18 protein-coding genes are annotated in these 24,796 nt (G+C 49.9%); 16 read left to right on the forward strand and 2 right to left on the reverse strand.

The genetic code is table 11. The features are described 5' to 3' along the window. Window positions 1-163: 163 nt before the first annotated feature. From I2G42_RS11555 to I2G42_RS11590, 8 genes are all read left to right on the forward strand, one after another. Window positions 164-1,351 carry a GTP-binding protein gene (locus tag I2G42_RS11555; RefSeq protein ID WP_118742081.1) on the forward strand — a complete coding sequence of 396 codons (1,188 nt, stop codon included), beginning with the start codon at window positions 164-166 and terminating at the stop codon, window positions 1,349-1,351. A 198-nt stretch (window positions 1,352-1,549) separates the two neighbouring features. Continuing rightward, window positions 1,550-2,509, forward strand: coding sequence for a TIGR03943 family putative permease subunit (locus tag I2G42_RS11560; protein ID WP_118742080.1), 960 nt, complete (start codon window positions 1,550-1,552; stop codon window positions 2,507-2,509). An 83-nt stretch (window positions 2,510-2,592) separates the two neighbouring features. Further along, the gene (pth, locus tag I2G42_RS11565) at window positions 2,593-3,177 is read left to right on the forward strand and encodes an aminoacyl-tRNA hydrolase (protein WP_055225751.1); all 585 of its coding nucleotides are present in this window, start codon (window positions 2,593-2,595) and stop codon (window positions 3,175-3,177) included. A gap of 5 nt (window positions 3,178-3,182) precedes the next feature. Continuing rightward, on the forward strand, window positions 3,183-6,707 hold the full coding sequence (mfd, locus tag I2G42_RS11570; protein ID WP_195531086.1) for a transcription-repair coupling factor: 3,525 nt from the start codon (window positions 3,183-3,185) through the stop codon (window positions 6,705-6,707). 223 nt (window positions 6,708-6,930) lie between these two features. Then, on the forward strand, window positions 6,931-8,325 hold the full coding sequence (locus I2G42_RS11575) for a SurA N-terminal domain-containing protein (protein WP_173859438.1): 1,395 nt from the start codon (window positions 6,931-6,933) through the stop codon (window positions 8,323-8,325). Window positions 8,326-8,572: 247 nt separating this feature from the next. Continuing rightward, window positions 8,573-8,860 carry a hypothetical protein gene (locus tag I2G42_RS11580; RefSeq protein WP_055220917.1) on the forward strand — a complete coding sequence of 96 codons (288 nt, stop codon included), beginning with the start codon at window positions 8,573-8,575 and terminating at the stop codon, window positions 8,858-8,860. A gap of 214 nt (window positions 8,861-9,074) precedes the next feature. Beyond that, window positions 9,075-9,959 (forward strand): homocysteine S-methyltransferase family protein, encoded by an 885-nt coding sequence (locus I2G42_RS11585; RefSeq protein WP_055220913.1) that lies wholly within the window; start codon window positions 9,075-9,077, stop codon window positions 9,957-9,959. Window positions 9,960-10,271: 312 nt separating this feature from the next. Next, window positions 10,272-10,982: an HAD family hydrolase gene (locus tag I2G42_RS11590; RefSeq protein ID WP_173859439.1), complete on the forward strand. Its 711-nt coding sequence runs from the start codon at window positions 10,272-10,274 to the stop codon at window positions 10,980-10,982. Window positions 10,983-11,096: 114 nt separating this feature from the next. Here the strand turns inward: I2G42_RS11590 and I2G42_RS11595 are convergent, their stop codons facing one another. Then, window positions 11,097-12,458, reverse strand: coding sequence for an MATE family efflux transporter (locus I2G42_RS11595; RefSeq protein WP_055225745.1), 1,362 nt, complete (start codon window positions 12,456-12,458; stop codon window positions 11,097-11,099). A gap of 299 nt (window positions 12,459-12,757) precedes the next feature. On the opposite strand from I2G42_RS11595, the gene I2G42_RS11600 reads away from it, so the two are divergent. From I2G42_RS11600 to pulA, 3 genes are all read left to right on the forward strand, one after another. After that, entirely contained in the window at window positions 12,758-14,332 is a 1,575-nt protein-coding gene (locus I2G42_RS11600; RefSeq protein WP_118742076.1) for a carboxylesterase/lipase family protein, read from the forward strand. 248 nt (window positions 14,333-14,580) lie between these two features. Then, a complete protein-coding gene (locus I2G42_RS11605) occupies window positions 14,581-15,411 on the forward strand; it encodes a response regulator (RefSeq protein ID WP_158581052.1) in 831 nt (276 codons plus the stop codon). 59 nt (window positions 15,412-15,470) lie between these two features. Next, complete coding sequence (pulA, locus tag I2G42_RS11610) at window positions 15,471-19,397, forward strand: type I pullulanase (protein WP_195531087.1); 3,927 nt, start codon at window positions 15,471-15,473, stop codon at window positions 19,395-19,397. 221 nt (window positions 19,398-19,618) lie between these two features. Here pulA and I2G42_RS11615 read toward each other — a convergent pair whose 3' ends face one another. After that, window positions 19,619-19,999, reverse strand: coding sequence for a 4Fe-4S binding protein (locus tag I2G42_RS11615; protein WP_022463049.1), 381 nt, complete (start codon window positions 19,997-19,999; stop codon window positions 19,619-19,621). Window positions 20,000-20,319: 320 nt separating this feature from the next. Between I2G42_RS11615 and I2G42_RS11620 the strand changes: the two genes are divergently transcribed. The 5 genes from I2G42_RS11620 (at window position 20,320) to I2G42_RS11640 (ending at window position 24,718) form a co-directional block, all read left to right on the forward strand. Continuing rightward, a complete protein-coding gene (locus I2G42_RS11620; protein ID WP_195531088.1) occupies window positions 20,320-21,144 on the forward strand; it encodes a C39 family peptidase in 825 nt (274 codons plus the stop codon). Window positions 21,145-21,212: 68 nt separating this feature from the next. Next, entirely contained in the window at window positions 21,213-21,470 is a 258-nt protein-coding gene (spoIIID, locus tag I2G42_RS11625) for a sporulation transcriptional regulator SpoIIID (protein ID WP_055225733.1), read from the forward strand. Window positions 21,471-21,557: 87 nt separating this feature from the next. After that, window positions 21,558-22,304 (forward strand): copper homeostasis protein CutC, encoded by a 747-nt coding sequence (locus tag I2G42_RS11630; protein ID WP_117761291.1) that lies wholly within the window; start codon window positions 21,558-21,560, stop codon window positions 22,302-22,304. A gap of 209 nt (window positions 22,305-22,513) precedes the next feature. Further along, the gene (locus I2G42_RS11635; protein WP_055225728.1) at window positions 22,514-23,773 is read left to right on the forward strand and encodes a M20/M25/M40 family metallo-hydrolase; all 1,260 of its coding nucleotides are present in this window, start codon (window positions 22,514-22,516) and stop codon (window positions 23,771-23,773) included. A gap of 15 nt (window positions 23,774-23,788) precedes the next feature. Next, window positions 23,789-24,718: a nucleotidyltransferase family protein gene (locus I2G42_RS11640; protein WP_055267433.1), complete on the forward strand. Its 930-nt coding sequence runs from the start codon at window positions 23,789-23,791 to the stop codon at window positions 24,716-24,718. Window positions 24,719-24,796: the final 78 nt, after the last annotated feature.

Raw genomic sequence — 24,796 nt, forward strand, 5'->3', positions numbered from 1 at the left:
ATGTAATATATTATAATGGTGAAATGCAGAAAAAGCAAGGGAAATTCTCTTGATTTTTTGTTCTATGGTTGCTATAATAAGCGTGAGTGTGGGGCGGAGGATAAACTTCGGCCCTTTTGCAGCTAACTATAAACGGAATCAACAAGATAAAGAGGTTAAATCAATGACAAGAATAGACATTATTTCAGGTTTCCTGGGCGCAGGAAAAACAACCCTGATCAAAAAACTCCTCGGAGACGCACTGAAAGGCCAGCAGGTTGTTCTGATCGAGAACGAATTCGGTGAAATCGGAATCGACGGAGGCTTCTTAAAAGATGCCGGTATCGAAATCCGTGAAATGAACTCCGGCTGCATCTGCTGCTCTCTTGTGGGAGACTTCGGCGCAGCATTAAAAGACGTTATCACCAAATATCACCCGGACCGCATCATCATCGAGCCGTCCGGCGTAGGTAAACTCTCCGACGTCATCAAGGCTGTAGACGGTGTAGAAAAAGAAGCAGGCGTAGCCCTGAATTCCGCAACAACCGTAGTCGACGTTATGAAATGCAAAATGTATCTCAGAAACTTCGGCGAATTCTTCGAGAATCAGGTAAAGAGCGCAGGAACCATCATCCTGAGCCGTACCGATAAAGCCGATACCGAAAAAGTAGAGGCAGCTGTAAAAATGCTCCGCGAGCTGAATCCGGAAGCACACATCATCACCACACCGGTTGAAGTTCTGGGCGGCAAGAAAGTACTCGATACGATGGAAGGTGCGATCATCAACCTTGCGCAGGTAGAAGAGGAAGAGCATCATCACCATCATCATGACCACGACGAGTGCTGCTGCGGCCATGACCACGATGAGGAGCATGAGCACCATCATCACGATCATGATGAGGATGAACATGAACATCATCACCACGACCATGACGGCGAGTGCTGCTGCGGCCACGATCACGACGAGGAGCATGAGCATCATCACCACGACCATGATGACGAGTGCTGCTGCGGCCATGATCATGACCATGAGCATCATCATCACCACGATGACGAGTGCGGCTGTGGTCATGAGCATCATCACCATCATCACGCAGACGAAGTTTTCACAAGCTGGGGTCAGGAGACTGTGAAGACCTTCACCAAAGAGCAGATCGAAGGCATCTTAAAGAAACTTTCCGAGGATACCGCTTATGGTATGGTTCTTCGTGCCAAAGGTATGGTAGCAGGCGCCGATGGACAGTGGATCTATTTCGATATGGTTCCGGAAGAGTACGAAGTACGTGACGGAGCACCGGAATTCACCGGAAGAATCTGTGTCATCGGTTCCAAATTAGCAGAAGATAAGCTGGCAGAGCTGTTCGGACTGTAAAAATACAAAGTAGCTGCGAAAATTACGGTCCGCAGGGTACCTGTGAATTGTAGTGAAGCTGCCGCATCAGAAACAAAATCCGATGTGGTAGCTTTTTTCTTGATTTAGAGACAAAGCAAAAGGTACGCCCGGAATCTCAGCCGCAAAAGCAAGTGCAGAAAGATTCCGGGAGTACGTCAAAGACAACGGAGGTACAAAATGTACGAAGAAGACGAAGTAGAAATTCCGATTTATCTCATAACAGGATTTCTGGAGAGTGGAAAAACCTCTTTTATCAATTTTACCGTAGCACAGGAATATTTCCAGATTGACGGGCCGACCCTTCTGATCACAACCGAAGAGGGTGAGGTAGAGTATGACGAAAAAGAACTGCTCAAACACAATACAGTACTGGAAATCGTAGAAGGACCGGAGCAGTTTACCTTAGATTACCTGAAAAAACTGAACCGTAAATATCGCCCGGAGCGTATTATTCTGGAATACAATCCGCTCTGGAGCGTAAAAAAACTCGAAGAAATGGAGCTGCCGCGCGGCTGGGGCATTGTACAGGAGATTGTGACGGTCGATGCAAGCTGCTTCCAGATTTATATGCAGAATATGAAATCTGTTTTCATGGAGATGGCAAAAAATGCGGATATGGTTATGTTCAACCGCTGTCGTCCGGAAGATCCGCTTCCGGCATTCCGCCGCAGCATCAAAGTAGTCAATCAGGCATGCGACGTTCTGTTTGAGAATGAAGAAGGCGAAATTGACAACATTTTTGAGGATCAGATGCCGTTCGATACCGATGCCGATGTGATCGAAATCGACGATGCCGATTACGGAATCTGGTATGTCGACATGGGCGACAACCCGGAGCGCTACGAGGGCAAAACCGTTCATTTCCGAGGCATGGTATTAAAGAGCAAAGACGTCGGAGCTGATTTCTTTGTCCCGGGTCGTATGGCAATGACCTGCTGTGCAGATGATACTTCTTTTATCGGCTATGTCTGCAAATGCGCAAGCGCCAAATCTCTCGTAATGGGTTCCTGGGTTGACGTGACTGCAACGGTAAAATGGGGCTATATGAAGGTTTACGATGGCGAAGGCCCGGTTCTGTATGCAAAAGAAATCAAACCGGCCAAGAAACCGGAGAGCGAACTGGTATATTTTAACTAAAGAAAAAGAACAATCATACATCAGACAACAGAGGGCAGGGAAAGTTTTTTCTGCTCTCTGTTGTCTGCATTGCAGGAGGAAGTATGTTTATTATAGTAGGTTTGGGAAATCCGACGCGCCAGTATGAGGGCACGAAGCACAACGTCGGATTCGACACCATCGATTACCTGATCGACGAATATCAGATCCCGTCTTCCGGTGCAGGCCACAAGGCACTGTTCGGAAAGGGCATGATCGCAGGCCAGAAAGTCATTGTCGCAAAGCCGATGACATATATGAACCTGAGCGGCGAGTCCGTTCGGGAGCTGGTGAACTATTACAAAGTGGATCCGGAGAGCGAGCTGATCGTGGTTTACGATGATATCAGCCTGGCGCCGGGACAGATCCGTATCCGCAAAAAAGGAAGCGCGGGCGGCCACAATGGCATCAAAAACATCATTGCCAATCTTGGCACCGACCGATTTATGCGTGTGAAGGTCGGCGTCGGTGAGAAACCGAAAAACTGGGATCTGGCGGACTACGTGTTAAGTCCGTTTACGAAAGACGAACGTCCCCTTGTAAATCTGGCGATCGAGCATGCGGCAAAAGCAATCGAGCAGATGCTGAACGGGGATGTGGACGCAGCTATGAATGAGTATAACCGCAAATCTGCAAACCCGGCAGAGTAAGGAAAATGAAAGCGTTATTAGAACCGATCAAAGAAATTGCCCGTTTTGACGAGCTGTTCCGTGATCTGAAAAAAGGAACCGCAGGTGTGACGGTGATCTCGGGCTGTTTGGAAAGCCAGAAAGCCCACATGATCGCAGGTCTCTCCGAGGATGCCCCGGTGCGGCTTCTGATCGCGGAAAATGAATTAAAAGCAAAAGAATTATATGAGGATTACCGGCTGTACGATGCGGAGACGCTGTATTATCCGGCGAAGGACCTGATTTTCTATCAGGCGGACATTCACGGAAATCTGCTGATCCGGCAGCGGCTTCAGGTCATCCAGGCACTTCTTGAGCGGAAGGAAGTTACCATCATCACCAGTGTGGGGGGATGTATGGACTTTCTTCTGCCTCTTGACGTGTTTGAAAAGCACTGTATCCATCTGCGTAATGACAGCGAACTCGATCTGGATAAAATAAGAAAAGAGCTGGTGCGGCTCGGCTATGAGAGTACCTTTCAGGTGGAGTCGACCGGCCAGTTTTCCGTGCGCGGCGGCATTCTCGATATTTATCCGCTGACGGAACAAAATCCGATCCGGATTGAGCTCTGGGGCGATGAGATAGATTCCATCCGAAGCTTCGATGCGGAGAGCCAGCGGTCGATTGAAAACCTCGAGGAAATCACAATCTATCCGGCATCGGAGCTGATCTTAACTGAGGACACGATTGCGCGCGGTGTGAAAGCGATTAAAAAAGAGGCAAAAGCGCAGAGCACAAAGTTCCGCGACAAGATGATGACGGAGGAAGCGGCGCGTATCCGCCATGCGGCAGAGGAAATCTGCGATCAGATCGGCGAGGGCGAAATTCTGCAGGGAGCGGAGCAGTATCTTCATTATTTTTATCCGGAGACCGTCTCGTTTCTTGAGTATCTGCCGGAGAACAGCCGCATTTTCCTCGATGAGCCGAACCGCATCATCGAGTGTGCCGATGCGTTGGAAGCAGAGTTTCAGGAGAGCGTGAGCCACCGTCTCGAAAAGGGATACCTCTTGCCGGGACAGGCGAAGCTGATGTGCAGTACGGCGGAGTTTGTGGCAAAACTGAACCGCCGCGGCTGTGTTGCCGTATCGCTGATGGAGCCGCAGAAGGGCGAGTGGAACATCCGCGATGAGTTCGGTGTGACGGTGAAATCGGTCAATTCGTATAACAATCAGTTCCCGCTTCTGGTAAAAGATCTGAAATCCTGGAAAAAAGCGGGTTACCGTATTGTACTGGCGAGTCCGTCGCGGACGAGGGCGCAGCATCTGGCGGAGGACCTGCAGAATGAGGAGATTCCGGCCTTCTACAGCGAGAATGAGGAGCGTGTTCTGAAACCGGGCGAGGTCATGCTGATCCACGGCGCGGCCCGCAGAGGCTTTGAATATCCGATGCAGAAATTTGTGCTGATCACAGAGACGGATATTTTTGGAAAAGAGAAGAAGAAAAACCGGAAGAAATCGGAGTATTCCGGTCAGAAAATCCAGAATTTTGCGGATCTATCGATCGGTGACTATGTCGTGCATGAGAGCCACGGTCTTGGTATTTACCGCGGTATCGAAAAAATTGAGATGGACCGCGTAACGCGTGATTACATGAAAATCGAGTATGCGGGCGGATCGAACCTCTATGTGCTGGCCACCCAGCTCGATACGCTGCAGAAGTATGCGTCCGGCGAAGCTGCAAAGGTGCCGAAGCTGAATAAAATCGGCGGTCAGGAATGGAATAAGACGAAAACACGGGTTCGCCATGCGGTAAAAAATATCGCACAGGATCTCGTGAAGCTGTATGCCGAGCGGCAGGCGTCATCCGGCTATCAGTTCGGAAAGGATACGATCTGGCAGAAAGAATTTGAGGAACTGTTTCCGTTTGAGGAGACGGACGATCAGCTTGCGGCGATCGAGGCGACAAAGGCGGACATGGAGAGCAAAAAGATCATGGACCGCCTGATCTGCGGCGATGTCGGATACGGCAAAACCGAGGTTGCAATCCGTGCAGCGTTCAAGGCAGTACAGGAGAGCAAACAGGTCGTCTACCTCGTTCCGACCACCATTCTGGCACAGCAGCATTACAATACGTTCGTTGAGCGCATGAAGGACTTTCCGGTGCGCGTTGATCTTCTGTGCCGGTTCCGCACGCCGGCAGAGCAGAAAAAAACGCTGGAGGATCTGAAAAAAGGACTCGTGGATATTGTCATTGGAACACACCGCGTTCTTTCAAAGGATGTGAAGTTCAAAGATCTTGGCCTTCTGATTGTCGATGAGGAGCAGCGGTTCGGCGTGACGCATAAAGAAAAAATCAAACAGCTGCAAAAAAATGTGGATGTTCTGACACTGACGGCGACACCGATTCCGCGTACCATGCATATGAGCCTGATTGGAATCCGGGATATGAGTGTGCTCGAGGAAGCACCGCAGGATCGCCAGCCCATCCAGACCTTTGTCTGTGAATACAATGAAGAAATGGTTCGCGAGGCGATTAACCGTGAACTGGCGCGGGGCGGGCAGGTTTACTATGTCTATAACCGTGTCCAGTCGATTGCGGATATGGCAAACACGATCCAGAAGCTCGTGCCGGATGCAAATGTAGGCTTTGCGCACGGGCAGATGAAGGAGCGCGAGCTCGAGAAGATCATGTACGGATTTATCAACGGAGAGATCGATGTGCTGGTGTCAACAACGATCATTGAGACAGGACTCGATATTTCGAATGTCAACACGATGATTATCCATGATTCCGACCAGATGGGACTGTCACAGCTCTATCAGCTCCGCGGCCGCGTCGGACGGTCGAACCGGACGTCGTATGCGTTTCTGATGTACCGCAGAAACAAGATGTTGAAGGAAGTGGCGGAGAAGCGTCTCCATGCGATTCGTGAATTTACGGAGATGGGAAGTGGTTTTAAAATTGCAATGCGTGATCTTGAGATCCGAGGCGCCGGAAATCTGCTGGGCGCGGAGCAGTCTGGGCATATGGAATCGGTTGGATACGATCTCTATTGTAAAATGCTCGCAGAGGCTGTCCAGGAGGCGAAGGGCATCGCACCGGCAGAGGCGTTCGAGACAACGATCGATCTGAATGTCAGTGCCTATATTCCAGACAGCTACATCAGCAACGAGGCTCTGAAGCTTGACACCTATAAGCGAATTGCGGCGATTGAAAATAAGGAAGAGTATGAGGACATGACGGAGGAGCTGACCGACCGCTTCGGGGAACCGCCGAAAAATGTACAGAATCTTCTGGCTGTCGCAGAACTGAAAGCGCTGGCGCACTGTGCGTATGTGACGGAGCTGAAACAGATGGGCGATTCGGTACGAGTCACCTTACAGCAGCATGCAAAAATCGATGTAGCGCGGATTCCGGAGCTGCTGCAGAAATACCGCGACGAACTGAAATTCCAGATGGAGTCGCTGGCGTTTGTCTACACGCCGCGGCGGAGAAATTCAAAGGAAAAGATCGATCTGCTGGAGAAGAGCCATGCACTGGTGGAAGATCTGCTGCAGATCACGCAGGAGTGAAACACTCGCATACCCACAAAATCGTGTGAAAAAGGCGTGAACAGGGAAGAAAAAAGTTGCCCTGTATCAGCAAAAAGGGTATAATAGAAAAAGCGTTTATAAAAATCGATGCAGGACCGGAAATTCGAATGTGTAAAAAAGTCGGGCATTTGAAAGGCCCGGACAGTTTTGAAAAGGTAAATTCTTTTTGAGCATACATTTCGCCCTGCATGAGGAGGAAGTAATGAAAAATTTAAAAGCAAAAGCAGTCTGCGTTATGCTGAGTGCTTCGATGGCAGCGATGGGACTGACCGGCTGCGGTTCCGACAATGTGGACGGAACAAAAACGGCAATTACTGTAAATGACGAGTCGATTACACTCGGACAGGCAAATTTCATGCTGAGATATCAGCAGGCAACCATGTACAATTATTATTCCAAGATGTACTCGATGTACGGAATGCAGATGCCGTCTGAGATGTACGACAAGGAAGGCGACGATGGAAAGACTACCGGGGAAACGTTCAAGGAGCAGTCTCTTGATACGATCGAAAAAGAGCTTCTGATGCAGCAGCACGCAGAGGAATACGGAATTTCCCTGACAGACGAGGAAAAACAGCAGGCGAAAGAGGCTGCACAGGCATTCGCAGATAAGAACGGTGACGATGTGATGAAAAAGCTGCACGCAACCGTTGAGGACATCCAGGATGCACTGGAGCTGTATGTTATTCAGACCAAAATTTATGATCCGATCATCGCAGATGTAGATACCGAGGTATCCGATGAAGAGGCAAAACAGACCTCCATCAGCTACATCACGGTATCCACAGCAGGAACCGAGAAGGATGACGATGGAAAAACGATTGATTTGACGGACGAGGAAAAAGCGGCAAAGAAAGAAATCGCACAGAGATTCCTGGATCTCTTAAAAGAGTCTGAGGATCCGGCAACCGCATCGTTTACTGATCTGCGCAAGGAGCTGAACGATCAGTTAAATGCGGAGAATACCGCAGATTCCACCGATTCTGCAGATGGCTCCGATGAGAGCAGTTCTTCTTCCGATGCTTCCGACACAAGCGCATCCGACGCTTCAAGCGCGAGCACATCGAGCAGTTCCGACAGCGATTCCTCCTCAGAAGTTTCATATCTGACCTCTTCCGAGACATCCTTTGGAACCGGATCGGAGAAAGACGATGACGATACCTGTTCTCTTGGAGATAAAGTAGCGGAAGAAGCAGCAAAGCTGAAGGATGGCGAGTATTATGACGGTGTCATCGAAGGCGATGATGCATATTATGTGATCCGTGTAGATAAAGCATTCGACGAGGATAAAACCGAGTCCAGAAGACAGACTATCATTTCCAACCGCAAATCGGATAAGTACAACGATACACTGGATGGATGGGTAAAGGAGAGCGATATCAAGGTCGCATCCAACTGGAAAAAACTTGAAGTAACGGACGCAGATCTGTATACGATGACAGTTGACAGCGCTTCTACAGATTCCACAGATGGAACCACAACCGACAGCACAACAACGGACAGTACAACGTCTGACAGCACGACATCAGGCAGTACCGAAACGACATCGACAAGCAGCACAGGCACTGCTTCGACGTCTTCAAGCACTGCAGAATAAAAGCATACGATACAGGACAAACGGCAGCCGGATCCGGGAGAGGGGTCCGGCTGCTGTTTGTGTCTGAAAATATTTTGGAACAAAAAAAAGAAAATAATAGGGAATTTGTAGAGTAAATTGACAATAGTAAGAAGTTTATTTAAAATGAAATTACAACCAGAGTGTGTTTCACAGATTGCGGAAATAATTTTTCAGACACGCTCTAATGTTCAGGCGAAAACGATGTACCAGGAAAGAAGGTGGAGAAATGAAGAAGGCAGTAATTTCCGTACTTGTCGGTACAGCAGTATTGGCTTTCGTTGCGTGTGGAAAAAATGCTGCAACGGAAAACAGTTCCGATTCGGGTGTTTCAACGGTATCGGCATCCTCGCAGGTGGAAAATGGACAGAAAGCAACCCGTGTGAATCAGGGAACAAATTTGTCTCCGGGGTCACCGAAGAATATCCCGTCCGGTGGGGGGAACAGCTCGGGCAGGACACATCATTCGGAGACGCATCATTCGGAGACACATCATTCAGACGCGCATCATGATTAAGGATGTCAGGGTTTGCTGAACATCCGTGAACGGAAACAGGAGAAGGGGTATCCAAAACGGATACCTCTTTTCTACTTGTCGGGAAAACAATACAATGCTATACTGAACATGAATTTGACGCGAAAAGTGCGGCAGGTTCAGAAAAAACAGCCGGGATTTGTCAGTATACGCGGACATGTGCTGCAGGGAACTCGGGCAGAATGGAGAAAAGAAAATGACAAGAGAAGAATTTGAACAGCTTGCCGGAGCAGGTGTCATTTTATTGGATGGCGCAACCGGATCAAATCTGACAAAAGCGGGAATGCCAAAAGGAGTCAGTACAGAGCTTTGGGTTCTGGAGCACCCTGATATTCTGGCAAATTTACAGAAGGCTTACGTGGAGGCGGGAAGCCAGATTGTCTATGCGCCGACCTTTGGTGCAAACAGACTGAAATTAGCGGATTATGGAAGAGAAAACGAGGTGGAGGAGCTGAATGCACGCCTGGTGGACATCTCGAAAAAAGCGCTTGCCGGAACAGGTGCGCTGATCGCGGGAGATTTTTCTACACCAGGAAAAATGCTGCAGCCAAAAGGCGATCTCTCTTATGAAGAGCTGCTGGAATCCTACACAGAGCAGGTAACAGCGGTAGCAAATGCAGGCGTTGATCTTCTGGTAGCGGAGACGATGCTGAGCGTAGACGAAACGTGTGTCTTTATGGATGCTGCACTTTCTGTCTGCGATCTGCCGATTATGTGTTCTCTGACGCTGGAAGCAGACGGTTCTGCCCTGTTCGGCGGAAACGCTGTGGAAGCAGTTGAGACACTGCAGGAAATGGGAGCATCCGCCGTAGGACTGAACTGCTCGGTCGGACCGGATCAGCTTGAGGCAGTCGTAAATTCCATGAAAAAAGTGGCAAGAGTACCGGTTATCGTAAAACCGAATGCCGGCCTGCCGAAAATCACGCCGACCGGAGAGGCAATCTACAGCATGGATGCGCCGACGTTCGCAAAATATATGAACATTCTGGTAGACGCAGGAGCAGGCATTGTCGGCGGCTGCTGCGGAACGACACCGGAGTATATTCGTCTGGTGAAAGAAATGCTGGATGCGAGAAAGTAAATCAAAGATTACAATTCGCAGGAAACTGTGAGATGTAATGAATTCCCCTGTTGCGGACAAAATCTGTACGGGGGAATTTTTTTACGTTACCGGAAACTTTGTTGAATTTTCCGATAACGTAAAAAGCCCTCCGGGCAGGATTCTTTCTTACAGAGAACAAGACAAAACAGGTTTCAACGATCTGGTTTGATAGACAATCTGGGTGGAGAAAAAAGGATAGGAAGTCTGGAAAAAAGACATGGAATTGTGGAGAAAAGTCTGGTAGAATACGTGTCGTGTGGAAAACCTTCCGTACAGAAAGGATGATAAAGGATGTATCAGAATTATATTTTTGATTTATATGGAACTCTGGTAGATATACATACGAATGAAAAGAAAGCGTATCTCTGGAAAAAAATGAGCCTGTTCTTTGGGATGAAAGGGGCCGCCTATGAGCCGAAAGAACTCCGGATGGCGTATGAGACAAAAATCAAAGAGCAGGAAGCTGCGCTTAAAATGGAGTGCCGCGGCAGCCATGTACCGGAAATCGACATTGCGGATGTGTTCCGGCAGCTGTTTGAGGATCAGGCTGTTTCAGTAACGGAAGAAGAAATTGCAGATCTGGCGAAAATGTTCCGTGCGATTTCGATAGAAGAACTGAAATTGTTCCCCGGCGTGCCGGAAATGCTGCAGCGTTTAAAAGACGCAGGAAAGAAGGTTTTTCTGCTGTCCAATGCACAGGCGCTTTTCACCGCGCCGGAAATTTCCCTGCTTGGCCTTACGAAATACTTTGATGGAATCCTGCTCTCATCGGATGCCGGTGTGAAAAAACCGGATCCGGCGTTTTATGAGATGCTGCTGAAGCAGTATCACCTCGATCCGGCAGAATGCCTGATGACAGGAAATGACGATATCGCTGACTGCCACGGTGCAGCCTCTGCCGGAATCGCAAGCCGTTACGTGGCAACGCGCCAGTCACCGAAAATCAATGGTCCGCTGCCGGAAAACTGTGAGAAGATCGCGGCGATTGCGGAGTTGTTCTGATTAAAGAGCATTCAGCAGCACTCCTGAAAAAATAATGCGAAAAAATGGGCTGTCGCACTACGTTCATTTTCTTAGTGCAACAGCCCATTTTGCTTATGTCAGGAAAGGAATCCTTCAGTTTTTCCGCATTCCTTTATTCCATCGGAATTTCCGATAGCAGGCATAAATCAGAACACTGCATACCAGCCATCCCGCCGGATAACCAAGTGCAATCGGAATGATGGAATCAAATATATGTGACATCACAAACAGGTAAATCTGGCGGAACACGACGAAGCTTCCGAGCATTACGATCATTGGTGTTCTGGTGTCTCCTGCGCCACGCAGGACGTTGGAATAAACCTGGTTGACGCAGCAGAGAATGTAGAACGGGGATAGCAGATACAGAAACAGGGTTCCGTAACGAATCACAGCTGCCTCCTGGTTAAACAGATAGACCATTTGCGGAGCGAAAATCAGCAGAGGAATCATCATCACAATGGTTACAAGCTCAGCAAGCAGGAATGCGGTTGTAGCACCCTTTTTTGCACGGTCAATGTAGCTGGCACCGACGTTCTGTCCGGTGAAGGTGGTCGAAGCAAGACCAACACTCATCATCGGCAGCATCATAAACTGGTCGATTTTCATGTAGGCACTCCAGCCCGCCATAACATCCGAGCCGAATACATTGATATAGGACTGCACGAAAACGTTGGAAACGGAAGTCACCATCTGCTGGATCGCTGCCGGCAGTCCGACGCAGACGATGCGGTACAGCAAAGACCAGTCCATGCAGAGCTTTTTCCAACAGATGCGGTATGGGCCGTCTGTTGTGGTCAGCACATACAGCGTCAGAACCGCCGAAAGGTACTGTGCAATAACGGTTGCAAGCGCCACACCCTCGATTCCCATGCCGAAGGAAACGACAAACAAAAGATCGAGCACGGTATTGACAACAGCGGAAAAAATCAGGAAATACAGCGGATGGCGGGAATCGCCGACAGCGCGGAGAACGCCGGAGCCCATGTTGTAGAACATCAGACCGGCAACACCGCCAAAGTAAATTTTAAGATACGTTGCCGACTCACGGATGACATCGTCCGGTGTGCTCATCATGCGGAGCATGTACGGCGTGATGAGAATGCCGAGAATGGTAAAGACAATGGAGAGAATAAACGTCATCACCAGTGTCGTGCTGACGGTGCGGCTGACCTTTTCATCCGCCTTTGCGCCATAATACTGAGAGATAATGACACCGGCACCGGTGGAAAGTCCCATGAAAAAGCCGATCAGAGAATTGATGATCGGACCGACGGAGCCGACGGCGGCGAGTGCTTCCTTGCCGACAAAGTTGCCGACAACGATGCTGTCAACGGTGTTGTAAAGCTGCTGGAAGAGATTTCCGGCCATCAGCGGAAGAGAGAAGAGAAGAAGCTGTTTCCAGATAGAGCCCTGGGTCATATCGCGGGCTTTGCTCTTTTGTACTGTTTTCGTCATAGTAGTCCCCTTTTTTACGTTGATTTTACCTTCTTTTTTATTGTAGCACTTTGAAGTTGTGATGGAAATATCCATTTTTGACGTGATTTTCGGACTTTGTTGATATAAACAGCCGAAAATAAAAGTAAAAAGAATTGTTTCTGAAAAAATTGTCTGGTATAATAGGGAGCAGATGCGTAAATGCAAAAACAACAGATGCTTCAAAGACCGGTGCAAAAACGGAAAGATCAGGGGGATTTTGCGGTGGCTTTTTGGAAACTGCGCGTCACAGAACAGGATAGAAAGAAGGTAACCGAAATATGGGAGATTATTTTGTATGCAGTAAAACAGATCCGGTAGTAGAGACAAAGGCGGGAAAGGTACGCGGCTTCCGCCTGAATACGACATACGCGTTTCATGGAATCCATTACGCTGAGGCGGACCGTTTCCAGATGCCACAGCCGGTGAAACCATGGAAAGGAATCAAAAATGCGCTGGCATACGGCTATGTATGTCCGCTTTTAAAGCAGGATGAGCCGAACATGGAGGTGCTGGTACCGCATCGTTACTGGCCGCAGGACGAGCATTGCCAGAACCTGAATGTCTGGACACAGAGTCTTGATCCGGGTGCGAAAAAGCCGGTCATGGTATGGCTCCACGGCGGCGGCTTCAGCGCCGGCTCTGCGATTGAGCATGTGGCATATGAGGGGGATCACTTAAGCGAGTTCGGTGATGTCGTTGTTGTTTCCGTGAACCATCGGCTGAATATCCTCGGTTATCTCGATCTCTCGCCGTTTGGCGAAAAATACAAAAATTCTGCGAATGCAGGAAACGCAGATATGGTAGCTGCATTGCAGTGGGTACATGACAATATCGCGGCATTCGGCGGAGACCCGGAGAATGTTACGATTTTCGGTCAGTCCGGCGGCGGTATGAAGGTAGCAACGCTGATGAATACGCCGGCAGCAGACGGCCTGTTCCAGAAGGGTATCATCGAGAGCGGTGTTTATGAGGCAAAGGTTTATCAGAAAGAGGACGGAGACGGCACCGCGATTGTGAAGGCTCTGTTAAAAGAACTGAATCTGGACGAGTCCGAGGTGGAGAAGCTTGAGACGATCCCGTATTATGAGCTGTCAAATGCGTACAATAAAGTTGAGGCAGAGGTTGCTGCGAAAGGCTGCTATATCGGACAGGGACCGATGGAGAATGGCTGGTTCCACGGAAATCCGATCAAGTGCGGATTTACGGATCACGCTAAAACGATTCCTGTGCTGGCAGGAACCAACATCGGTGAGTTTGATTTTGGACCGGTTGTGCCGGGAAAACATGAGATGAACCGTGAGGAACAGATTGCGTTCCTGACGAGAAAATATGGCGATGCAACGCCGGAGCTGATTTCTCTTTTTGAAAAAGCATATCCGGACAAAACAATTGCCGACCTGTGGTCTGTGGATACGTTCTTCCGTCCGGCAACGATCGAATTCATTCGTCAGAAATCGGAGTTTACAGAAGCGCCGACTTATTCCTATCAGTTTACCTATGAATTCCCGATCGATGGCGGAAAAGCCGCATGGCATTGTGCCGAGATTCCGTTCGTATTCCATAACATCGACCGCATCGCCGTATGCAATGTCCCGGGCGAAACAGACCGTCTGCAGGAGCGTATGGCCACCGCCTGGATCAACTTTGCCCGCTACGGAAGCCCGGAAACCCCATCCCTCCCGAACTGGCCGGCATGCACCCCGGGGGATGAAGCAACCATGATTTTCGACAGAACCTGTGAAATCCGCCGCAACTTCGATCACGAGCTGGTGAAGAAGCTGGTAGAAACCGAGTATAATCCGATGACACCGGTTGTGGAAGACGAGGAAGAGGACGCGTTCTTTATTCATTGAGGAAAAGCAGGATTTCAGAACGGAAAGCAGAAGTGAAAATCAAAAATAAAAAGCAAAAACAGAAGTGAAAAACAAAATCCGGAATGGATCGAAAAATCGGAGACCGTTCCGGATTTCATTTTTTTTGAAATGGTTACGGCTCCGGTGTTTCCGGGAACGGTTTTGAGCGGCAAAAGCTATACAATTTTAAACGAAAAATGGTATTATAGAAATAATATGTAATGCTGCTTAGAAAGAGGAATAACTACATGTACACATATCTGATTGTAGATGACGAAATGATAGAGCGAAAGGGAATTCGGATGCTGCTTTCGTGGATGAATATCCGGGAGAATATTCTGGAGGCCTCCAATGGGGAGGAGGCACTGGAGGTGTTTGAAAAAGAGAAGATAGACGTACTGCTGACCGACATCAATATGCCGTTCATGGACGGAATTGAGCTTCTTTCCCGGATTCATGAGGAGTATCCGGGGACGGAAACCGTGATTTTCAGCGGGTACGACGAGTTTTCCTACGCGAAAAAGGCGATTTCTTACGGTGTTTCCGCCTATATTTTAAAACCGGTCAACCCGGAAGAATTTAAAAAGGTGGTTGGTGAAATCACCGAAAAGCTTGCAAAGAGTGAGCGCGAGGAAAAACGGAAGGACGAAAGCATGGAGTTTCTGCGGGAGCATTTGCTGTATCTGATGGTCAACGGGCAAAGCCGCAGCACAATGCAGGAGAAAACACAGATGCTTCTCGATATGAGCTTTGTCCGGGATTTCTGCCGTATGGTACTGCTGGAGTGTGCCAACAACTATTTTGAACAGGTAAACAGCGAACAGATTGAAAAGATGCAGAGCGATTTGCAGATGCCACGACGCCGGAGCCAGATCCTGGGGTTGGAGGACGGGAGGAGTGGTCTGGATCTGCCCGGAGGGCAGATCGGCGTGAGATTGTTGCGTGGAAGGGGAGAGTGTGTTGGAGGACGGGGAGAGGGGCTGGATTCGCCCGGAGGGCGAATCGGCGTGAGTTTGTTGACTGGTGCAACGTTTGGAGATAGAATGAAAAAAAATATTTTCGGAGTTTTTTGTGCTTGATTTTATGAGAACAGAAAAGTTTCGGGAAGATATTGTGTGAAATTTGGAGGTTTTGGGGTATGGATAGGATTCGACTGAATGCTTCGGAGTGGATGGATTTTCGGAGTGGGGAAAAGAAGTGTTTTTTGCTGACGAACGGACTGGGAGGTTATTGTTCGCTGACGGTGATGGGGAATGCGGCGAGGAATGATCAGGCGCTGTTGATGGGGGCGCTGAAGGCGCCTACGGTGCGGGAGCATCTGATTTCGAATGTCTGGGAGACGTTGGAGGTGGATGGTGAGGAGACGGAGCTGTTTTCACAGGAGTTTGTGAATCGGACGCAGAATGTGGAGGGGTTTCGGTTTCTGGAAGGGTTTGAGATGGGGAGTCTGCCGGTATGGTTTTACCGGGTGAAGGGGGTTGAGATTGAGAAGACGATTGGGATGGTTCAGGGGGAGAATACGGTTCTTGTCCGGTATCGGGTGAGAAGTGGGAAGAAGGGGAGTTTTTCGATTCGGCCGGTGATGCGGTTTGCTGCGAAGGGGGAGCAGCTGCAGGAGGGGCAGGATTTTGCGGTGGATCGGAAGTGCATTGCGAGCAATGGTGTGATTCTTTCTTATGGAACGAATGGAGAGCTTCAGATGGAGAAGGAGAGGATCTGGAGGGATTTGTTTTTTGAGCAGGATGCGCGGGATGGAAGAGATGGCATCGGAAGTGCTGTTGTGAATCATCGGATTTGGTTTGAGATGACGGGAGACGGCAGGGAGCAGGTCTTTTTTGTTGTGTATAGTCTCGCGGATGATGTGGATAAGTGGGATGAGGAAAGGATTGCGCTGTGGATAGAAGGGGAAGAGAAGCGGCAGGAGGCGATTGCGGAAAAGTCCGGGATTTCTGATCCGGTGGGAAAGCGGCTGGCGGTGAGTGCGAGTCAGTATATTACGGAACGGGCATCGACAGGCGGGAAGAGTATTATGGCTGGTTTTCCCTATTTTGCGGACTGGGGGCGGGATACGATGATTTCGCTCCCGGGATGCACGCTGGCACTTGGGGAGTATGAGGCGTGTAAGAGCATTCTTCGGACTTTTATGGCATATACAAAAGAAGGACTGATGCCGAATCTGTTTCCGGAGGGGGATGCGCTTCCGATGTATAATACGGTGGATGCGGCCCTTTTGTTTCTGGATGTAGTGTATGAGTATTACCTTGAAACAGGAGATCTGGAGTTTGTGCGCGAGGCGTTTCCGGTGATGGAGGATATTGTGTTCTGGTATCAGAAGGGAACGGATTTCCATATTAAAATGGACAGTGACGGGCTGATTATGGCCGGGGGCGGTCTGGAGCAGGTGACGTGGATGGATGTGCGGATTGACAAGGAGCTGCCGACACCGCGTCACGGGAAGCCGGTGGAGATTAATGCGTACTGGTATAATGGTCTGAGGATTCTGGAAAAGCTGGCGCCGTTTGTCGGAAAGGATGGATCGGCGTATGGGAAGCTTGCGGAGCAGGTGAAGAAGAGTTTTCTCGAAAAGTTCTGGATGGAAGAGGAAGGATATCTGAAGGATGTGCTGAACGGCACGTATGAAGAAAAGCAGTTCCGATGCAATCAGGTCTTTGTGCTGGCACTTCCGTTTCAGATGGTGAGTCAGAAGCAGGGGCAGCGGATCTTACAGGAGGTCAAAGAAAAGCTGTATACGACAGCAGGACTGCGGTCATTGGAGATGGAGGATCCGGCGTTTCATCCATGGATCGGCGGAAGTCAGCCGGAGCGTGACAGGGCATATCATCAGGGGACAGTCTGGGGATTTCCGCTTGGGGCGTATTTCCGTGCGGTGCTGAACTATTTCCCGAAGGAGGGAAAACAGGAAGTGCGCCGCGGACTGGACCGTCTTGCGAGCTGGATGCAGGAAGGATGCCTGTTTCATCTGGCGGAGATTTATGATGGTGCGGCGCCGGTGATGTCGAAGGGCTGCTATGCGCAGGCGTGGAGTGTCGGAGAGATTCTGCGGGTTTACAAAGAAATGGAGGGAAAGAAGATGAATGCGGTGGTGAAAAGAACGCCGGCGGAGTGGAAAAGCTTTTTTGAATCGGAAGAATTTGTGGAAAACTTTACGTATGAAGGGGATGACCTCGGTGTCTCGGTGAAAAAGGATGAACAGCTTGTGACAGAATGGAAGCTTTGGGCGCCGACGGCGATGGAGGTTTCACTGGAGCTGTTTTCCCGCGGAAGCAGCCGGGAGCACGGGGACCGAAAAATAGCTTCGCTTGCGATGACGCGCGGCGAAAAGGGTGTCTGGAGTTGTGCATTGCAGGGAGCCTGGTATGGAACGTATTATACGTATCACATTCTGCACTCAGATGGCGTTTTTGATACGGTCGATCCGTACGGCGTGGCTTCCGGTATTGATTCGGAGCGGAGTATGGTAGTAAATCTTGCAGAGACGGACCCGGTGGGCTGGGAGCAGGATAAAAGACCGGAAATCCGGCCGGAGGACCGCTGTGTGTATGAGCTTCATGTGAAGGATTTTTCAAGCGATCCGAATTCCGGTGTTTCGGATAAGCACCGTGGAAAGTTTCTGGCATTTACGGAAGAAGGCACAACGCTGAATGGAGACGGAATTCATGCGACAGGGCTCGATTATCTGAAGTCGCTTGGCATTTCTCATGTGCATCTGCTTCCTGTTTTCGATTTCGGAAGTGTGCCGGAAGACGATGCGGAGGCGTTCAACTGGGGCTACGACCCGGTGCAGTACAATGTGCCGGAGGGATCCTATGCAACCGATCCTTTCCACGGAGAGGTACGTATCCGGGAAATGAAGGAAATGGTTCAGGCACTGCATAAAGCCGGCATCGGCGTGATTATGGATGTGGTATACAATCATACGTACAATCTCGATTCGCCGCTTCAGAAAACAGTTCCTTATTATTATTACCGTGAATGGGAGGATGGCACGATTTCCAATGGCTCCGACTGTGGAAACGAGACGGCAAGTGAAAGGGAGATGTTCCGCCGCTTTATGGTTCACTCGGTTTGTTACTGGGCGAAGGAATATCATATCGACGGTTTCCGCTTCGACCTGATGGCGCTGCATGACACGGAGACCATGAATGCGATCCGCACAGCTCTGAACCAGATGCCGCGCGGTGAGGAGATTCTGGTTTACGGTGAACCGTGGAAAGCAGCGGCAAGCGCAATGCAGGAGGGATATTTCCCGTCGGATAAACAGAATATCGGAAGGCTGATGGATGGCATTTCCATGTTCTGCGACGATACGAGAGATTCGATCAAGGGAAGCGTTTTTATTGCCGCAGAGGGAGGCTATGTCAATGGAAAAGAGCGTCTTTCAGCAGGAATACTTTCTGCGACAGATGGCTGGCTGGACGGAAAAGGAGCCTATGAGCCGCGCAATGCGAGCCAGCTGATTCCGTACGTGTCGGCACATGATAATTATACGCTGTGGGATAAATTAAAGCTGTCTGACCCGAAACGGAAGGAGAATGTAGAGTCGGATTTTGACAAGATGGATGAGCGGACGCTTTCAATGAACCGTCTGGCGGCGGGCATTGTGATGACCTGCAAGGGAATGCCGTTTTTCCAGGCGGGTGAGGAATTTGCGCGCACGAAGCATGGCGAAGGAAACAGCTTCAAATCGTCGTGGCAGCTCAACAAAATTGACTGGACACGCGCCTTAGAGCAGGAAGAGCTGGTGGACTATTACCGTGGTCTTCTCGCTCTGCGCCGAAAATTTCAGGCATACGGAACGTGCGAGCCGGACTGTAAAAAGACATTTTTCCGTGAAAACCAGATCGCAGGTTACGAATTGGAATACCCGGATGGCCGCGCAGTCTGCGTCTTCTACAATCCATGGGAAAAAGAAGCTTTGCAGAAACTTCCGGAAGGAAACTGGAAACTGCTCTGCGATGGAAAACGCTGTGCAGAGGATGGAGCAGAGATGAAAGAAAGCATGATGCTTCCGGCAAAATCGATGGTTCTGCTGGCGCGGGAGTAAAATTGTAAATTTTGTCCCTTTTTGTCGGAATGCCGTCTGTGGAAACGGGCATCGATCATTCTGCCAGGCAGCGAGTGGGAATCAATTGTTTTTCGTTTAAGATAAAAATGCACTGTGAAATTGTCCGACGACGTTCCACAGTGCATTTTTATGTTTATGTGAGCAATGAGTCAGGATCTGTGCTTACACGAGATCCTGGCGGTATCTAAGAGTTCGGATCATTATTCGTCCACAACTTCCAGTACATCCATCGGACAGGCTTTCGCGCAGATACCGCAGGCAATACATTTGGAAGCCGGATTGCCCTCGGTTTTTACGATCAGGCCAAATGGACAGGCCTTCGCACAGGCTCCGCATCCCGTACATTTTTTCTTGTTGATCATGTAAACGCCTTTCGGGTTCTGGGTAATGGCGCCTTCCGGACAGGCCTCGGCACATTTACCGCACTGCGGACAGGCGATCGGGCGGACAGCCTTTTTCTCTACGATCTGCAGACATGCCTTGTCCGGATCAAATACCTTATAAAATGCCTCAGAACATGCTCCCACACAGGCAAGACAAGCCATACAGGTACTGCCTTTTTTAACTTTCAGTTTTTTCATTTGTTTTATCCTCCGCTTAAAGTTTGTGTTTTCCTTATTCTACCATTTTTGATATTTTTTCTCAACGATATTTCCGGAATTTGCCATTATTTTCCTGCTTGCGATTTTTCTTCCATCTTCCATTTCGCATGGCTCTGCATAGCTACAAAAAATCTTAAGGAAGCGGACAGAAAAATTGCAGTTTTTCTTCGGAAAATATACAAAAAGAAAAATCGGAAATTTGTTATGATGAAAGAGAAGAATGTACTCTCAAGCATCTCACAAAATCAGGAATGGAAAGATTTTGGGAGTACACAATAAGATCGGGAGGGGGATTTTTCATGATCCGTGAAAGCAATACACTGACATGGCAAGAGACGGCAGAACGAAAAAAGATGATGCGAAGAAGAGAAAGAGTGCGGAGACGAAAAAGAAAGGTGTGGCGAATCCGCGGGCTGCTGCTGTTACTTAGCTGTCTCCTGATTTTGGGCGGTGTGCGGCACTTCCGGCAGAATCCGATCCAGCGATATGCGAAAGCAAACAGCATTTCAATGGATCAGTACCCGGAGGAGCTGTTGTCGCTTTACGAGAGAAACAATGAGACGGAGACGTTCGTCGAAGAATATCCGTTGAAAAAGGATGGGGAGCCGGAGATTGACTTGAGCGACCTGTCATCCGCATCGGAGGTTCCGCTTCTCTTGCAGTGGGATCAGAGATGGGGCTATCACCGATATGCCGGTGAAGTGATGGGATTAAGCGGCTGCGGACCGACAGCACTTTCCATGGTTGCCATTTTCATGACCGGCGATATCACAAAAAATCCGCGCTGGGTCGCCGATTTTGCCTCACAGAACGGCTATGCCGTAGACGGCAGCGGAACCGCCTGGTCTCTGATGCTGGAAGGAGCCCGGCAGATCGGCCTTTCCAGCAAAGAAATTCCTGTGGAACGGGAACGGGTGGAAAACAACCTGCAGGCCGGAAACCCCATCATTGCCCTGATGGGACCCGGGGAGTTTACCAGCAACGGTCATTTTATCGTTCTTACCGGATTGCAGAATGGCAGACTGAAAATCAACGACCCAAACAGCAGAAAAAATTCCGAAAAAACCTGGGATATCGATCAGGTGCTGGAACAGACAAAAGCGGTATGGGTATATTACAAATAATAAAATAGAAGACATACCCATCATAGCCTCCGAATACACTGTAAAAACAGCGTCTTCGGAGGCTTTTTGTGAGGGACTATATCGAGGAGCGTGCTGTAGAAACAGCGATTTACATGATCGAGACGAAAGCGACAGTACGGCAGACGGCGAAAAAATTCGGGGTGAGCAAGAGCACTGTGCATAAGGATCTGACCTCGCGGCTGGTGCTGGTGAATCCGCAGCTGGCGGCGGAGGCGCGGAAGATTCTTGATGTAAACAAGTCCGAGCGCCACATCCGCGGCGGGATGGCGACGAGGGAGAAGTATCTGCATCAAAAGCAGAAGTGAACGAAAGTGAACCAAAGAAGCTCTTTCCTAATCGCCCTAAATAGGGTATGATAGAGAAAGAAAACTTACGAAAACAGAGGGAATTTTATGAACGATTATATCCTGGAAGTCTGCGTGGACTCGGCGGAGTCGGCGCTTGCGGCGGCAAAAGGCGGAGCGAGCCGGCTGGAGCTGTGTCAGAATCTGGTGATCGGCGGAACAACGCCGAGTCCGAAGCTGTTTGAGGTGATCCGCAGACAGACAACCATTCCGATTCATGCATTGATCCGCCCGCGGTTCGGGGATTTCTGCTACACCCCATATGAATTAGAAGAAATCCGCGAGGAAGTTGCGATGTACCGCGAACTTGGTGCAGAGGGCGTTGTGGTCGGTGTGCTGAAAGAGGATGGAACGATGAATATGGAGGCAATGGAACAGCTGATGGAGGCAGCCGACGGCATGTCCGTGACGCTGCACCGCGCGTTCGATGTCTGCCGCGATCCGAAAGAAGCGCTTGAGCAGGCGGTATCGCTCGGTATGAACACCATTCTCACCTCCGGTCAGCAGAACAGTGCGGTAAAAGGAGCAGAGCTTCTCGCCGAACTGCAGCGCCAGGCGGCGGGACGCATCCGTATTCAGGCGGGCGGCGGTATCTGCGCGGATGCGATCCGCGAGCTGTATCCGAAAACCGGCGTGACCGCCTACCACATGTCCGGAAAAATCGAACTGGCGAGCCCGATGCAGTACCGGAAAGAAAATGTGAACATGGGACTTCCATCCTTAAGCGAATACACCCTCTACCGCACCGATGTCAAAGCCGTGCGCAGCGCGAGAGCGGTACTGGAAGAACTTTAACATCATTAGACAAGAAGTCCCCCGTTTCTGAAGCAGTGGGATGAATTGCTAAAAGAAACATAACGGCAGTGGCGGGCGGAGAGAAATCGGTATCCTCCACTGACATGAGACAAGTCACAGTCGAACTATTTTCGACATGTCAGACTCCGTGAAATACCGACTGTGAGTTGAAACAAGAAAATAAAAAAAGAAAAGGACATAACATTATTATGAAAGCAAATACCATCTGCGGCCAGCGGCAGTATGCGTTCGTCAGCCAGTTTAACTACATCCGCGAAGCCGGAACGGAAGGCGAAGAAAAAGCAGCCTGCCGGATCGAAAAAGAACTTTCTGAAATCGCAGAAAAATGGGGGCGGGGCGAATTGCAGATCCGCCGCGAGCCGTTCGAGATTGAGACATGGCAGGTTGACGAAGCTGTCTTTACGGTCACAGAGCCATATGAGAAAACATATACCGTCCGCGGCTGCTTCGCGGCAGCCAATACCGCTCCGGAAGGCGTGGAGGCACCATTCCTCTACGTAGAAAACGGCGACCCGGTCAGCCTTTCCCATGCAGAAGGGAAAATCGTCCTGATCAACGGCGGTGCCAATGCAGAAAACTATGAAAAACTGGAAAAAGCAGGAGCCGTCGGATTTCTGATTCTGACCGGAACGCCGCTGGACAAAGACGAGGACCGTCTGCCGGACTACCGCACCCTGCGCGGCGTAAAAAATCCGAAACTGCCGTGCGCTGTCATTCATTATCTTGATGCGATGGAACTGGTAGAACGGGGAGCGAGCCGTGCACGCCTCGTTTTACAGCAGAAAAAAATCAGGAGAACGTCGAAAAATATCATCCTGCGCATCCCGGGAACCGAGCAGCCAGAGGAAATCCTGACGCTGACGGCTCATTACGATTCCGTTCCGCAGGGACCTGGTGCATACGACAACATGGCGGGCGCAGCGATCATCATGGAGCTGGCACACTACTTCGCCGAAAACCGCCCGAAACGGACACTGGAATGCATCTGGTTCGGCGCGGAGGAGCTGGGTCTCTGCGGAAGCCGGGCGTATGTGAAAGCGCATGAAGCCGAGCTGGCGCAGCACCGCTTCAACATGAACGTCGACCTCGCCGGACAGGCCATCGGCGGAACCGTGCTTGGCGTGGCAGCAACGAAAGAGGCATGCGACGCGATCATGGAGCACTTAAAACAGGCGGACAAAGGCGTATCGCTCATCAACAACATCTGGAGCAGCGATTCCAACACCTTCGCATGGAAGGGCATCCCGGCGATGACGCTGAACCGCGATGGTTTCGGCATGCATACATGCCACGATACGATCGACTGGATCTCCGCCTGGTCACTGAACCGGAGCGCCGGTGTCCTGGGCGAAATCGCCGAGTATCTGGCGGATGCAGAACCATTTCCATTTGAAAGAGAAATCCCGGCAGACTTTGCGGAGAGATTAAAAGTTTATTTTGGAGAATAAAAAGGAGAGAACATCATGAGCAAAAAACCAGTATTAGTCATCATGGCAGCAGGAATGGGAAGCCGTTACGGCGGATTAAAACAGATTGATCCGGTTGACCCGTACGGAAATATGATTATCGACTTTTCCATTTATGATGCAAAACAGGCAGGCTTTGAGAAAGTCATCTTTATCATCAAAAAAGCCATCGACGAGGCATTCCGCGAGGGCATCGGCAGGCGAATTGAGAAATACATGGATGTAGAGTATGTTTACCAGGAACTCGACGTTCTCCCGAAAGGCTACGAAGTGCCGGAAGGCCGCGTCAAACCGTGGGGAACCGGTCATGCGATTCTCTGTGCGGCAGAAGCCATCGACGGCGCACCGTTCGCAGTCATCAATTCCGATGATTATTATGGAAGAACGGCATTCGAGGAGATCTACCGTCAGCTGACAACCGAGCAGGACGGCGCGACCTATCAGTACGCGATGGTTGCCTACGACCTGTACAAAACCCTGACCGACAATGGCCACGTAGCCCGCGGCATCTGCACCGCAGACGACCAGAACCACCTTGTCGGCATTCATGAGCGCACAAGAATCGAAAACCACGGCGGACAGGCCGAATACACCGAGGATGACGGCGCAACCTGGACCGGACTGCCGCAGGGAACCATCGTTTCCATGAACCTCTGGGGCTTCACACCGAGCATTCTGATCGAGCTGAAACGCCGCTTCCTGCCGTTCCTCGAGAATGTATACAAAACCAACCCGTTAAAAGGCGAATACTTCCTGCCGTTCGTTGTCGATGAACTGCTGCAGGAGAAAAAAGCGGAAGTCACCGTACTCCGCTCCTATGATAACTGGTACGGCGTAACGTACAAAGAAGACAAAGAAAATGTCATGGCAGCACTGCAGAAATTAAAAGACGAGGGCCGTTATCCGCAGAAACTGTGGGAAGAATAACAAACGAACGGTACTGGGAAATTTTCTCCATGAGTGCATCTTTCGCAATGAAAAGAAATCCTGTATAATGGATGGAAG

The sequence above is a fragment of the Fusicatenibacter saccharivorans genome (assembly GCF_015557635.1).
Classification (GTDB): Bacteria; Bacillota; Clostridia; order Lachnospirales; family Lachnospiraceae; genus Fusicatenibacter; species Fusicatenibacter saccharivorans.